This window comes from Micromonospora sp. NPDC005172, from assembly GCF_040608555.1.
Lineage (GTDB): Bacteria > Actinomycetota > Actinomycetes > Mycobacteriales > Micromonosporaceae > Micromonospora.
In genome coordinates this window covers 1-13,612 of record NZ_JBEXIL010000088.1, presented here as the reverse complement: position 1 = coordinate 13,612, position 13,612 = coordinate 1, and the positions used below count along the sequence as shown (strand labels likewise).

Here is a 13,612-nt window from a genome sequence, read left to right as displayed (position 1 = left end):
TTGAGTGTAGTACAGAGGTGACATCAACCCAGCGCCCCCCCCCCCCCGGCTTTTTAATATTTTATTTATCCCCCCCCCCCCCCTCCGGGTACTAAAATAACTTCATGATCAACGCCCGAAGGCAGGGTTACTGGCCCAGGAGGCGGGAGAGGACCTTGGCGCTCCTGGAGGGGCGGTCCGTTCGGTTTTCCCTGGTGTCGGCGCTGGTCATGAGGCGCAGGGCCGCGTTCATCGCCAGCCAGCGCACGGGTTCCGGCTCCCAGCGGGGTGAGCGGTGGCCGACCCAGGGCAGACCGGTCAGCTCGCTGCGCTCGCCGCCGCGTCGCGGCCGTGCCGGCGGGCCAGCCCGGTCAGCGAGGTGGGGAAGAGCGCGGAGCACCAGCCGCCGTTGCGCCCCGACGCCCCGTACCCCGCGATCTCCTTCTCCAGGACGACGACCCGCAGCGTCGGGTCGGCCCGGGCCAGGTAGTAGGCCGTCCACAGCCCGGTGTAGCCGGCACCCACGATCACCACGTCGGCGTCCGTGTCGCCGGGCAGCGCGGGTCGAGGGGTCAGCGGTTCGTCCAGGCTGGACAGCCAGTACGACAGCTCCTGGTAGCGCACGGTCAGAGCCGCGACCAGGCCTCGGTCAGGACCGTACGGAGGATCTGTTCGATCTCGTCGAAGTGGCGCTGCTCGGCGATCAGCGGCGGGGCGAGCTGGATGACCGGGTCGCCCCGGTCGTCGGCCCGGCAGTAGAGCCCGGCCTGGAACAGCGCGGTGGAGAGGAAGCCACGAAGCAGGCGCTCCGACTCGGCTTCGTCGAAGGTCTCCCGGGTGGTCTTGTCCTTGACCAACTCGATGCCGTAGAAGTAGCCGTCGCCCCGGACGTCGCCGACGATCGGCAGGTCGTGCAGCTTCTCCAGGGTGGCCCGGAAGGCGTCCTCGTTGGCGCGTACGTGCCCGACGAGGTCCTCGCGCGCGAACACCTCAAGGTTGGCCAGGGCCACCGCGCAGGAGACCGGGTGTCCGCCGAAGGTCACCCCGTGGGCGAACATGCCGGTCTCGGTGAGGAAGGGCTCCATCAGTCGGTCGCTGGCGATCATCGCGCCGAGCGGCGCGTACCCGGAGGTGATGCCCTTGGCGGTGGTGATGATGTCCGGCTGGAAGCCGTAGCGGACCGCCCCGAAGTACTCACCGAGCCGACCCCAGGCGCAGATCACCTCGTCGGAGACGAGCAGCACGTCGTACGCGTCGCAGATCTCCCGCACCCGCTCGAAGTAGCCGGGGGGCGGAGGGAAGCAGCCGCCGGAGTTCTGCACCGGCTCCAGGAACACCGCGGCGACCGTGTCCGGACCTTCGCGCTCGATGGCCCGGCCGATCTCGTCGGCGGCCCACCGGCCGAACGCCTCGGGGTCGTCGCCGTGCTCGGGCGCCCGGTAGAAGTTGGTGTTCGGCACCTTGATCCCGCCGGGCACCAGCGGCTCGAAGTCGCTCTTGATGCCGGGCAGGCCGGTGATCGACAGCGCGCCCATCGAGGTGCCGTGGTACGCGATGTAGCGGCTGACAACCTTGTACTTGTTGGGCTGGCCGGTGCGCTTGAAGTACGCCCGGGCCAGCTTCCATGCCGCCTCGACGGCCTCGGAGCCGCCGGTGGTGAAGAAGACCCGGTTCAGGTCGCCGGGGGTGAGCGAGGCGATCTTTTCGGCCAGCTCGACGGCCGTCGGGTGGGCGTACGACCAGAGCGGGAAGTACGCCAGCTCACCGGCCTGCTTGGCGGCTGCCTCGGCCAGTTCGGTGCGGCCGTGCCCGGCGTTGACGACGAACAGCCCGGCGAGCCCGTCGAGGTAGCGGCGGCCCTGCGCGTCCCAGATGTACGCGCCCTCGCCGCGCACGATGGTCGGCACCTCGCCGGCGGAGTAGCTCGCCATCCGGGTGAAGTGCATCCAGAGGTGGTCGGTGGCGTTGGCCATGTCAGCCCCATCGGTCGTCGGGCCGGTCGAAGGGGTGAAGCCGGCCGCTCTGCCCACGGTTATCGCACAGTCCGGTGCCTGTCGGCAAGTGGTATCAGTGGCGTGACAGGCTGACTGCTACGGAATCAGCGAGGCGATGCGGCTACGGCAACGAATTTCGCATCGTCGAGTGGGGTCTGTTGATCCACTCCGGTACGCCGAAGCCGTGGTATCAGGGCCTGGTTGATACCGCGACATCGGCGAAGTCGAGTGGATCAACCCACAGGGTGGGCGTGTCTGTGGGATGACGAGGCTGGTGGTGACACTTCGGGGGCGGTCACGGGGCGTCCTGAATGCGCGCCAACACGTCCCACCGCAACACGCCGGTAGGCCGGAGACATCAACACCCAGCGTCGCTAACGTGCGGCGCAGCGTGTACCGAGCTGGGCCGGCGGCGGTCTGCACGAAGCGGGGCGACGCAGGGTTCTCCGCGCGGGGCGGCGCGACGCTCCGCACCGGCGGGGACGGGCGCAGCGCGCTGTGCCCGGCGGGCCGGCCAGCGCTGCACCGAGCCGAAATGTGCGGTGTGCCCGGCGAGCGGGAGGATCGAGATGGCGAACGAGGCGTTGCGCGTGGCGATGGCCGAGGCCGGGGAGACGGTCGAGTCGCTGGCCGAGAAGGTCCGCGTCGACCCCAAGACCGCGGGGCGGTGGCTCGCCTCGGGGCGCATCCCGCATCCGCGTACCCGGATCGCGGTTGCCGAGGTCCTGCGCCGGGACGCGGCCGAGCTGTGGCCGGAGCCGTTCCGCCGCCGGGACCTGCCGTGGTTCCGACCGTGGGCCGAACTGGAACAGGACGCCATCTCCCTGCGGTCTTATGAGCCGCTGCTCGTGCCAGGCCTGCTCCAGACCGAGGGGTACGCCCGGGCGATCCTGAACACCGGCGGGCTGGTCCCGCCCTCCGAAGTGGACGAGATCGTGGCGAGCCGCGTCGACCGGCAGGCAGTGCTTCGCCGCGACGCGCCACCCCAGCTCGTCGTGGTGCTCGACGAGGTGGTGCTGCGCCGGCCGGTCGGTGACGGGCCGGTGATGGCCGGGCAGCTCCGGCACCTGGCCTCGGCGGCGGAGTGGGAACACGTGCAGGTCCGGGTCATCCCCGCCGAGAGCCCGTGGCATACCGGCTTGGCCGGGCCCTTCGTGCTGGGTCGCCTGCCCGACGGGACGGAATTGGCATATCTCGACAACCAGCTCCGCGGTCAGATCGTGACCGATCCTCTCGACGTGGCTAACCTGGGACGCAGGTGGGAGAGCGTCACCGGCGAGGCGTTGACCCGACGCCAGTCGATCGAGCTGATCAGGGAAGTGGCCACGACATGGACATGACCGACGCGCGCTGGCGCACCGCGACCCGCAGCAGCAACAACGGCGGGAACTGCGTCGAGGTCGCCGACAACCTGCCCGGCCGGGTGCTGGTGCGGGACAGCAAGGACCGTGACGGCGGCACCCTCACCTTCGCGCCGACGAGTTGGCGTTCCTTCGTCGAGCAGTTGCGGCAGGCGTGACATGACCGACGCGCGCTGGCGCACCGCGACCCGCAGCAGCAACAACGGCGGTGACTGCGTCGAGGTGGCCGACAACCTGCCCGGCCGGGTGCTGGTCCGGGACAGCAAGGACCGTGACGGCGGCACCCTGACCTTCGCGCCGACCGCTTGGGCGTCGTTCGTCGACACGGTGGGCGCGGCCGACGCGGTCCGCACGGCCGGCCGCTGATCCACTCCGCTTCACGGAAACCGGGGCATCACGGCGTCCCGGACACCCCGACTCGCAGGAAGCCGAGTCGATTAAGCGGCAGCCGTCAGGCCGTACCCCAGGTGTAGGTCTGTTTGCGGAGCTTGAGGTAGACGAACGCCTCGGTGGAGAGCACCCCCGGCACGGCGCGTAGCCGTTGCAGGATCTCCAGCAGGTGGTCGTCGTTGCGGCAGACCACCTCGGTGAGCAGGTCGAACGAGCCGGCCGTGATGACGACGTAGTCGACCTCGTCCAGTTCGGCCAGTCGGTCGGCGACGGCCTCCAGGTCGCCGTCGGTACGCAACCCGATCATCGCCTGGCGGGGAAAGCCGAGCTGGAGGGGATCGGTGACGGCGACGATCTGCATGACGCCGGCATCGAGTAGTCGCTGCACCCGCTGACGGACGGCCGCCTCGGACAGGCCGACCGCCTTGCCGATGGTGGCGTACGGCCGCCGGCCGTCCTCCTGGAGCTGCTCGATGATCTGCTTGGCCACGTCGTCCAGCAGAGCGTGGTTGGCACCTTCACGCACAGCGACGCGGCGACCGCCGCCGCCGCTCTCGTGCTGCCGGTTCGTCATCGTGCGCTCCCCATGTCCCGAATCCTGATGTCGCGCGTGTATCCCCGCGCAGTCTGGCGTATTTCGTCGTCAACTGCTAATCCTGCAACGGAATCCCTTGTAAGGGAGGTTTCCTCATGTCAGGATCAGTGCTCCCTGGCACTTGACCCTCCCGACATTCCCGCCGGCGCGCCTCCCCCGTCCCGCCGCCGACGATGACCCCCCTAGGAGTCGTCATGCGTACTCCCCTCCGGCCCCTCTCCCGGCGTGGACTGCTCACCGGCACCCTCGGATCGGCCGCCCTCCTCGCCGCGGGCGGGAGCCTCGCCGGCTGTGGCACCAAGGGCGCCCAGCAGACCGAGGCCGGCTGCGTCAGCGAGGACCTTTCTGGCACGGAGAAGAAGCTCGCCTTCTCCAACTGGCCGCAGTACATGGACGTCGACGAGAAGGACGAGTCCAAGCGGCCGAGCCTGGACGAGTTCATCACGAAGACCGGCATCCAGGTGACCTACACCGAGGACATCAACGACAACAACGAGTTCTTCGGCAAGGTGCAGAACCAGTTGGCCGCCTGCCAGAGCACCGACCGGGACATCATCGTGCTGACCGACTGGATGGCGGCGCGGATGATCCGGCTCGGCTGGATCCAGAAGCTCGACCCGGCGAAGATCCCGAACGTCCAGGCGAACCTGCTGCCGTCGCTGCTCAAGCGTCCCTTCGACGCTGAGAACCGGATCTCGATCCCGTGGCAGTCCGGCCTGGCCGGGCTGGCGTACAACGGCAGCGTCACCAAGGAGCTGCGGACCGTCGACGAACTGCTGACCCGCCCCGACCTCAAGGGCAAGGTGACGGCGCTCAGCGAGATGCGCGACACCATGGGCCTGCTGCTCGGCTCGAACGGGCACGACCCGTCGAACTTCACTGCCGCCCAGTTCGACGACGCGCTCAACAAGCTCAAGAAGGCCGTCGACTCCGGGCAGATCCGCAAGTTCACCGGCAACGACTACGCACCCGACCTGGCCAAGGGCGACATCGCCGCGTGTATCGGCTGGTCCGGGGACGTCATCCAGCTCGCCAGTGAGAACGACAAGGTGCAGTTCGTCGCGCCCGACTCCGGCGTGATGCTCTACAGCGACAACATGATGGTGCCGAACAAGGCCGCCCACCGGGGCAACGCCGAGGCGCTGATCAACTACTACTACGAGCCCGCCGTCGCCGCGAAGCTCGCCGCGTACGTCAACTACATCTGCCCGGTCAAGGGCGCCCAGGCCGAGATGGAGAAGATCGACCCGGATCTGGCCGCCAACCCGCTGATCTTCCCGGATGACGCGCTGCTGGCGAAGTCCACGGTCTTCATGGCCCTGGACGAGAAGCAGGAACGGGAGTACGAGGGCAAGTTCCAGCAGGTCATCGGGGCGTGACGCGATGACGCGCGAGACACCCGCGGGCGACCTGCGCCTGGCCGACCTCACCAAGCGGTTCGGCATCTTCACCGCCGTCGACGACCTCAGCCTCACGATCGGGCAGGGCTCGTTCTTCGCGCTGCTCGGCGCGTCCGGCTGCGGCAAGACCACCACCCTGCGGATGATCGCCGGGCTGGAGGAGCCGACAAGCGGTCAGGTCCTGCTCGGCGACACCGACATCGCCCGGCTGCGGCCGTACAAGCGGTCGGTCAACACCGTCTTCCAGAGCTACGCGCTCTTTCCGCACCTCACCATCTTCGAGAACGTGGCCTTCGGGCTGCGCCGGCGCGGCATCCGCTCGGTCGACGACGAGGTCCGACGGATGCTGTCGCTGGTGCAGCTCGACGACTTCGGCCCGCGCCGCCCGGCCCAGCTCTCCGGCGGCCAGCAGCAGCGGGTCGCGCTGGCCCGCGCGCTGATCAACAAGCCGCAGGTGCTGCTGCTCGACGAGCCGCTGGGCGCGCTCGACCTGAAGCTGCGCCGGCAGATGCAGATCGAGCTGAAGCGCATCCAGACCGAGGTCGGCATCACCTTCGTACACGTCACCCACGACCAGGAGGAGGCCATGACCATGGCCGACACCGTCGCGGTGATGAACGCCGGCCGCATCGAGCAGCAGGGCGCCCCGGCCGACATCTACGAGTTCCCGGCCACCGCGTTCGTCGCGAACTTCCTCGGCCAGTCCAACCTGCTCGCCGGCGAGGCCGCCGGCACGAGCGGCGGCGAGGTCGCGGTCACGGCGCACGGTTCGCGCTTCACCGTGCCCGCCGGCCGGTCGCGCGCCGACCGGGGTCCGGTCCACCTGGGGGTACGCCCGGAGAAGCTGCATCTGGTCGGCTCCGCCGACCAGGTCCCCCAAGGACACCAACACGTCACCGGTGTCGTCACCGACGCCTCCTACGTGGGCGTCAGCACCCAGTACCTGCTGCGCACCGGGTGGGGCACCGAGCTGTCGGTCTTCGCCGCCAACAGCGGTGACGCGACGAGGGTGCCGGTCGGCGGCGAGGCCGTGGCGTACTGGGATCCGCGGCACGCGTTCCTGCTGCCGCGCGACGCCGCCGACACCGACCGGACGTCGCCGGTGCTCGACGAGCCGGTCGGCGCAAGGTCGTGACCCTCCTCGCGCCCACCGGAGCGGGCCGGCCGCCAGCCGCGCCACCGGCAGCCCGGTCCGGGCGGTACCGCCTCCTGCCGTACCTGCTGCTGCTCCCGGGCGCGGCCTGGCTGCTCGTCTTCTTCGGCGTCCCGCTGCTGCAACTCGCGGCGGCGAGCCTGTACGACCCCAGCGGCTCGCTCTCCACCGGATACGCGATGACCTGGGCGTTCGGCAACTATCCGGACGTGGTGCAGGCGTACTGGCCGCAGCTCCTGCGCTCGTTCGGCTACGCCGGGCTGGCCCTGGTGGTGGCGCTGCTGCTGGGCTACCCGTTGGCGTACGCCATCGCGCAGAAGGCCGGCCGGTGGAAGAACCTGCTGCTGGTGTGCGTCGTCGCGCCGATGTTCACCAGCTTCCTGGTCCGTACGCTGGCCTGGAAGACGATCCTGTCCGACAACGGCGCTCTCGTCGGCCTGCTGCGCGACGTGCACCTGCTCGCCCCGGACGGCCGGCTGCTCGCCACACCGTTCGCGGTGGTGCTCGGTCTGACGTACAACTTCCTGCCGTTTCTGGTGCTGCCGCTGTACGCGAGCCTGGAGCGGCTCGACGCCCGGCTGCTGGAGGCGGCCAGCGACCTGTACGCGAGCCCGGTGCAGGCGTTCCGCCGGGTGACCCTGCCGCTGTCGATGCCCGGCCTGGTCGCCGGCACGCTGCTGTTCTTCATCCCGGCCAGCGGCGACTACATCAACGCCGAACTGCTCGGCACCCCCAACGAGTACATGGTCGGCAACGTCATCGACTCGGCGTTCCTGGTCCGGCTGGACTACCCGCAGGGCGCCGCGCTGTCGTTCCTGCTGATGGCGGCGATCCTCGCGGTGGTCTTCGGCTACCTGCGGCGAGCTGGCACGGAGGAGGTGCTGTGATGATTTCGCGTTGGCTGGCTGATCGCTGGGTGATGATCGTGGCGTTGCTGGTGCTTGGCTACCTGTCGCTGCCGATCCTGGTGGTGGCGGGGCTGTCGTTCAACCGCCCGTCGAGCCGACTGTCGTACGACTTCAACGAGTTCACCCTCGACAACTGGCGACAGCCCTGCGCCACCTCCGACATGTGCGACTCGGTCGTCCGGAGCGTGCAGATCGGCTTTCTCGCCACGGTGGTCGCCACCGTGCTCGGCACGCTGATGGCGTTCGCCCTGGTCCGGCACCGCTTCCGTGGTCGGGCCGGCGTCAACGTGCTGATCTTCCTGCCGATGGCCACGCCCGAGCTGGTGATGGGCACGTCGCTGCTGGCCCTGTTCGTGTCGGCGGGGGTGCCGCAGGGCTTCTGGACGATCGTCATCGCACACGTCATGTTCTGCGTCTCGTTCGTGGTGGTCACCGTCAAGGCGCGGCTCGCCGGGATGGACCGGCGGTTGGAGGAGGCCGCCATGGACCTCTACGCCAACGAGTGGCAGACATTCCGGCGGATCACCCTGCCGCTGGTGCTGCCCGGCATCGTGGCCGCCGCGCTGTTGGCGTTCTCGTTGAGCTTCGACGACTTCATCATCACGAACTTCAACGCCGGCACGACTGTCACGTTCCCGATGTACGTCTGGGGCGCTGCCCAGCGGGGCATCCCGCCGCAGGTCAACGTCATCGGCACCGCGATGTTCGCGATCGCGCTGCTGCTGGTCGGCCTCAGTTCGCTACGCGGGCGACGGGCCCGCCGCGCGAACCTGCTGGCCGGGACGACACCGCAGGCGCGGCGGCCGTCATGACCGCCGGCCGGGCGCTGGCCGACGCGGCGCCCGTGCCGTACTGGCTCGACCGCAGGGAGCGCCCCGACCCGTTGCCGCCGCTCACCGGCGCGCGGACCGCCGACCTGCTCGTCATCGGCGGCGGGTACGGCGGGCTCTGGGCCGCCCTGGAGGCCAAACGCGCCGACCCGGACCGGGACGTGCTGCTCGTTGACGCCGGCACCTGCGGATGGGCCGCCTCCGGGCGCAACGGCGGGTTCTGCGCCGCCTCGCTCACCCACGGCCTCGCCAACGGCATCGACCGGTTCCCCGACGAGATCGGCGAGCTGGAACGCCTGGGCAGGGAGAACCTGGACGCCATCGCCACGACCGTCGCCGAGTTCGACATCGACTGCGACTTCGAGCGCACCGGCGAACTGGCCGTCGCCGTGGAGCCGTACCAGCTCGACGGGCTGGTCGCCGACGCGGAGCTGGCCCGCCGGTACGGCCACCGGGTGCGCCTGCTCGACGCCGACGAGGTACGCGCCGAGGTCAACTCACCGACCTACCTGGGCGGGATGATCGACGCCGACCGGGTCGCCATGGTGGACCCGGCGAAGCTGGCCTGGGGACTGCGCCGCGCCTGCCTCGCCGTGGGCGTACGCGTGCACGAGCACACCCGGGTCACCGGGCTGCGCGCCGACGCCGCCGCGCTACGGGCCGACACCCTCGGCACCGATCCCGCCGACCTGGCCGGGTCTGCCGTACCCGCACCGGGCCGCCCCGGCGTCGTCCGCGCCCGACGGGTCGTGCTGGCCACCAACGCGTTCCCGCCGCTGCTGCGCCGGCTGCGCGCGTACGTGGTACCCGTCTACGACCACGTGCTGATGACCGAGCCGCTCAGCCCGGCGCAGCGTGACGCGATCGGCTGGCGCAACCGGCAGGGGCTGGCCGACACGGGCAACCAGTTCCACTACTACCGGATCACCCGCGACGGGCGGATCCTCTTCGGCGGCTACGACGCCGTCTACCACTACGGCAACCGGGTCGCACCGAAGCTGGAACAGCGCACGGCAACCTTCACCACCCTCGCACAGCACTTCTTCACCACCTTCCCGCAGCTCGCGGACGTGCGCTTCAGCCACCGCTGGGGCGGTGTCATCGACACCTGCACCCGGTTCTGCCCGTTCTACGGCACCGCCTACGGCGGTCGGCTGGCGTACGCCGCCGGGTACACCGGCCTCGGCGTCGGCGCGACCCGCTTCTCCGCCCGGGTGCTCCTCGACCTGCTGGCCGGCGGGAACACCCCGCTGACCCGCCTCGACCTCGTGCGCCGCAAGCCCCTGCCGTTCCCGCCGGAACCCGTCCGCGCGGTCGGCATCAATCTCACCCGCCGGTCGATGGCCCGCGCCGATGCGCGTGGGGGCAGACGCGACCTGTGGCTCCGTACTCTCGATCGTCTTGGTTTGGGGTTTGATTCCTGATGCGTGTCCTGCTCGTCGGCGCCGGCGGCGTCGGCTCCGCCGCCGTAGCCATCGCCGCCCGACGCTCCTTCTTCGAGACGATCGTCGTGGCCGACCACGACCCGGACCGCGCCGCCCGCGCGGTGGCCGGCCACGGCGACCGTTTCGTCGCCGCCCAGGTGGACGCCTCCTCGGCCGACGCGATCATCGCGCTGTGCCGGGAGCACCGGATCACCCACGTGCTCAACGCCGTCGACCCGCGCTTCGTCATGCCCATCTTCGACGGCGCGTTCGCGGCCGGCGCGGACTACCTGGACATGGCGATGTCACTGTCCCGCCCGCACCCGTCGAAGCCGCACGTAGAAACCGGCGTGAAGCTCGGCGACGAACAGTTCGCGGTCGCCCCCGACTGGGAGGCGGCCGGCCGGCTGGCGCTCGCCGGCATCGGCGTCGAACCGGGCCTGTCCGACGTTTTCGCCAGGTACGCCGCTGACGAGTTGTTCAGCGAGATCGAGGAGATCGGCGTCCGGGACGGGGCGAACCTGACCGTCGACGGCTACGAGTTCGCGCCCTCGTTCTCGATCTGGACCACGATCGAGGAGTGCCTCAACCCGCCGGTGGTCTGGGAAGCCGGCCGGGGCTGGTACACCACCGAGCCGTTCAGCGAACCGGAGGTCTTCGACTTCCCGGAGGGAATCGGGCCGGTCGAGTGCGTCAACGTGGAGCACGAAGAGGTGCTGCTCATCCCGCGCTGGGTCAAGGCCCGACGGGTCACCTTCAAGTACGGCCTCGGCGAGGAGTTCATCGACGTCCTCAGGACGCTGCACAAGCTCGGCCTGGACGGCGTCTCCCCGGTGCGGATACGCGGGATCGACGTGTCCCCGCGCGACGTGGTGGCGGCCTGCCTGCCCGACCCGGCCACCCTCGGCGCACGGATGCGCGGCAAGACCTGCGCCGGCACCTGGGTGCGCGGCCTGGGCCCGGAGGGCCAACCCCGGGAGGTCTACCTCTACCACGTGGTCGACAACGAGTGGTCGATGCGCGAGTACGGCCACCAGGCGGTCGTCTGGCAGACCGCCGTCAACCCGGTGGTGGCACTCGAACTGCTCGCCACCGGCGCGTGGACCGGCGTCGGCGTCCTCGGCCCGGAAGCCCTACCCCCAAAACCGTTCCTGGACCTGCTAACCGCCTACGGCTCCCCCTGGGGCCAACGCGAAACCCCCACCCCCTAACCCCGCCCCGCCCCGGGCTCCCCGCGCCCCCGCCCCCGCCCGCGCGCCCCGCGCCCCCGCCCCCCGCCCGCGTCGATCTTGCACTTTCTGCTGCGGCATTACTCGCTTATCGGGCATAGCGTCGACAGAAAGTGCAAGATCGACGCGGTGGGGTGGGGCGCGGTGGGGTGGGGTGGGTGACGGCTTGCTGACAGGCTTGAGGTGGACTGGGCTGGCTTGTCGGTGAACGTTCTGGGGTTTGCGGGATTTGATCGTTTGGTGAGCATTCCGTGGCCGGTTGACCGCACTATCGGCCCCGGCTTGACGGGCCCAACGGTCAGTCGGCCTGGCGACTCGTCGCCCACCCGACACGGTCGGCGACGCAGGTCGCGCCCACCGATTGATCGGCTGCAGGCAAACGGCGTAGGCAATCGACGCGACGGTGGATATTGCGGACAGTGGTTGCGACGACACTTCTCGGCGTGACGATGCAACCACCACCCGGGCCTGGGCATCCACCGCCGTACGGCCTCGGACCGCAGCCATCCGCCGTCCCGAACTGGTTCCGCCGTGCCAGCCCAGGCCGCCGCGTCGCGGTGATCCTCGGTTCGGTGCTGCTCTCCGTCCTGCTGCTCTGCTGTGCCGGCACTGCCATCGTCAGCGCGCTGACCGGCGAACCGGACCCGAAGAGCACGGGCACCGCTGCCGACGAGCCGCAACGACCCATCGTGGCGGCACCCGCCGAACCGACACAGGCGGCGCTCGCCGAAGCGCAGTCGCCGGAGGCGGCGCCCTCCAGTGCCGCGCCTTCCAGTGCAGCGCCTTCCGGTGCCGCGCCCTCGCCGGTGGTAAGAGTGACGAACGTGACCGAGCGGGCCGCGATCCGGCACGGTGAGCGCACCGTCAAGGACGCGTCGCTGGCCGAGGGAAAGCGGGTGGTGCGCACCAAGGGCGTGGACGGCGTACGGACGCTGACCTACCAGGTGACCACCACCGACGGCGTGCAGACCGGCAAGAAGCTGGTCAAGTCCACCGTGACGAAGCAACCCGTCACCGAGGTCGTCGCCGTCGGCACGAAGAAGAAGTCCAACTGCGACCCGAACTACAGCCCCTGCGTCCCGATCGCCAGCGACGTCGACTGCGCGGGCGGCAGCGGCAACGGCCCGGCCTACGCCAACGGAGTCGTCAAGGTCATCGGCGAAGACATCTACGACCTGGACCGTGACAACGACGGCTACGGCTGCGACTAGCCCCCGGCCCTCCACGCCCACCCCTCCTCGCCGATCTTGCACTTTCTGCGCTCACATTCCTTCTCAAAGAGGGCGTATCGGCAGCAGGAAGTGCAAGATCGGCGAGGAGGTAGGTGGGCGCGGATGGGATCTAGCACGTGGGGTTGCGGGGTGGGGGTTTTCCACAGAGGGCTTCGTTGTCCACAGGGGCCCGGGCGGGGCGGGATTTCCGGGCGGTGGGTGGTCAGCCTTCCGGCATGACTACTCAGTTGTGGCGGACGGATGCGCTGATGCGGGAGCTCACCGTCGCGCGGATCCGTACCCGGCTCGACCGTGAGGAACTTCGGCGGGTCCGCAGGGGCGTGTACGCCGCTGAGTCCTGCGATGACGATGACCTGCTCCGGGCACTGCTGCTCCGCCTGCCCGACGGCGCGATGCTGGCCCGGCAGAGCGCCGCCCGCCGCCACGGGTTCAGTGTCCTGCGGGACGACCTGGTGCATGTCCAGTTGCCCGCCACCGTGCCGAAGCCGCGCCTGCCCGGGGTCGTCGTCCACCGGACGGTGCTACCCGTACGGCCGGTCCTGATCAGGGGGCTGCCCTGCGTGCCGGCGGCCCGCTGCGCCGTCGACCTGGCGCGTGCCGCTCGGCGGCTCGACGCACTGCCGGTGCTCGACGCGGCGCTCCGGTCAGGCGCGGTGAGCCACGATGACCTGCTGGCCGAGGTCTCTGCTCACGATGCGTTGCGCGGGGTACGGCAGGCCCGCCAGCTCATACCGCTGGCGGATGGTCGGGCCGAATGTCGGCAGGAGAGTCAGCTGCGACTGATCCTCATCGACGGGGGGCTGCCCGCGCCCGAGCCGCAACTCTGGGTGACCGATGGCTTCGGCATCCGGCTCTACCGGCTCGATCTGGGATACCGGGAGCGACGGGTCGGCGTCGAGTACGACGGACTGTCGCACCTGGACCGTGATCGTCTCCGACATGACCGGGAACGGGTCAACTGGCTGGACGCAGCAGGGTGGCGAATGCGCTACTTCACCGACCGTGATCTCTATCGTCGCCCCGAGTACATCAGGGCCACGATTCGCAGAGCCCTCTCGTAACCCCAACACGATCACCGCTCGCCGATCTTGCACTTCCTGTCGCGACTAATGCCCAC

13 protein-coding genes and 1 pseudogene are annotated in these 13,612 nt (G+C 69.8%); 11 read left to right on the top strand and 3 right to left on the bottom strand.

Annotation, left to right across the window (positions count from 1 at the left end; genetic code table 11):
- Positions 1 to 321 precede the first annotated feature (321 nt).
- Positions 322 to 603 (bottom strand): annotated as a pseudogene (locus ABZV06_RS31195) (FAD-binding oxidoreductase); the annotation flags it as partial.
- 2 nt (positions 604 to 605) lie between these two features.
- Positions 606 to 1,952, bottom strand: a complete 1,347-nt coding sequence (locus ABZV06_RS31190) for an aspartate aminotransferase family protein (protein ID WP_355625813.1) — start codon at positions 1,950 to 1,952, stop codon at positions 606 to 608.
- 590 nt (positions 1,953 to 2,542) lie between these two features.
- Here ABZV06_RS31190 and ABZV06_RS31185 point away from each other — a divergent pair.
- From ABZV06_RS31185 to ABZV06_RS31175, 3 genes are read left to right on the top strand one after another with little or no spacing between them, the layout of a single operon-like run.
- Positions 2,543 to 3,313 (top strand): helix-turn-helix transcriptional regulator, encoded by a 771-nt coding sequence (locus ABZV06_RS31185; RefSeq protein WP_355239696.1) that lies wholly within the window; start codon positions 2,543 to 2,545, stop codon positions 3,311 to 3,313.
- Positions 3,304 to 3,492 (top strand): DUF397 domain-containing protein, encoded by a 189-nt coding sequence (locus tag ABZV06_RS31180; protein WP_355239699.1) that lies wholly within the window; start codon positions 3,304 to 3,306, stop codon positions 3,490 to 3,492. Before ABZV06_RS31185 ends, ABZV06_RS31180 begins: the two co-directional genes overlap by 10 nt.
- 1 nt (position 3,493) lies before the next feature.
- A complete protein-coding gene (locus tag ABZV06_RS31175) occupies positions 3,494 to 3,700 on the top strand; it encodes a DUF397 domain-containing protein (protein ID WP_355239702.1) in 207 nt (68 codons plus the stop codon).
- A gap of 85 nt (positions 3,701 to 3,785) precedes the next feature.
- Here ABZV06_RS31175 and ABZV06_RS31170 read toward each other — a convergent pair whose 3' ends face one another.
- The gene (locus tag ABZV06_RS31170) at positions 3,786 to 4,298 is read right to left on the bottom strand and encodes an Lrp/AsnC family transcriptional regulator (protein ID WP_355625811.1); all 513 of its coding nucleotides are present in this window, start codon (positions 4,296 to 4,298) and stop codon (positions 3,786 to 3,788) included.
- 215 nt (positions 4,299 to 4,513) lie between these two features.
- On the opposite strand from ABZV06_RS31170, the gene ABZV06_RS31165 reads away from it, so the two are divergent.
- From ABZV06_RS31165 to ABZV06_RS31130, 8 genes are all read left to right on the top strand, one after another.
- Positions 4,514 to 5,698, top strand: coding sequence for a spermidine/putrescine ABC transporter substrate-binding protein (locus tag ABZV06_RS31165; RefSeq protein ID WP_355625809.1), 1,185 nt, complete (start codon positions 4,514 to 4,516; stop codon positions 5,696 to 5,698).
- Positions 5,699 to 5,702: 4 nt separating this feature from the next.
- Positions 5,703 to 6,854: an ABC transporter ATP-binding protein gene (locus ABZV06_RS31160; RefSeq protein WP_355625808.1), complete on the top strand. Its 1,152-nt coding sequence runs from the start codon at positions 5,703 to 5,705 to the stop codon at positions 6,852 to 6,854.
- Entirely contained in the window at positions 6,851 to 7,759 is a 909-nt protein-coding gene (locus tag ABZV06_RS31155; protein WP_355625806.1) for an ABC transporter permease, read from the top strand. The genes ABZV06_RS31160 and ABZV06_RS31155 overlap by 4 nt, the downstream gene beginning before the upstream one ends.
- On the top strand, positions 7,759 to 8,592 hold the full coding sequence (locus ABZV06_RS31150) for an ABC transporter permease (protein ID WP_355239712.1): 834 nt from the start codon (positions 7,759 to 7,761) through the stop codon (positions 8,590 to 8,592). The genes ABZV06_RS31155 and ABZV06_RS31150 overlap by 1 nt, the downstream gene beginning before the upstream one ends.
- On the top strand, positions 8,589 to 10,034 hold the full coding sequence (locus ABZV06_RS31145; RefSeq protein WP_355625804.1) for an FAD-dependent oxidoreductase: 1,446 nt from the start codon (positions 8,589 to 8,591) through the stop codon (positions 10,032 to 10,034). Before ABZV06_RS31150 ends, ABZV06_RS31145 begins: the two co-directional genes overlap by 4 nt.
- On the top strand, positions 10,034 to 11,245 hold the full coding sequence (locus ABZV06_RS31140) for a saccharopine dehydrogenase C-terminal domain-containing protein (protein ID WP_355625802.1): 1,212 nt from the start codon (positions 10,034 to 10,036) through the stop codon (positions 11,243 to 11,245). The genes ABZV06_RS31145 and ABZV06_RS31140 overlap by 1 nt, the downstream gene beginning before the upstream one ends.
- Positions 11,246 to 11,712: 467 nt before the next feature.
- Positions 11,713 to 12,474, top strand: coding sequence for a G5 domain-containing protein (locus tag ABZV06_RS31135; RefSeq protein ID WP_355625815.1), 762 nt, complete (start codon positions 11,713 to 11,715; stop codon positions 12,472 to 12,474).
- 236 nt (positions 12,475 to 12,710) lie between these two features.
- Positions 12,711 to 13,556, top strand: a complete 846-nt coding sequence (locus ABZV06_RS31130) for a DUF559 domain-containing protein (RefSeq protein WP_355625800.1) — start codon at positions 12,711 to 12,713, stop codon at positions 13,554 to 13,556.
- The last annotated feature ends 56 nt before the right edge of the window (positions 13,557 to 13,612 follow it).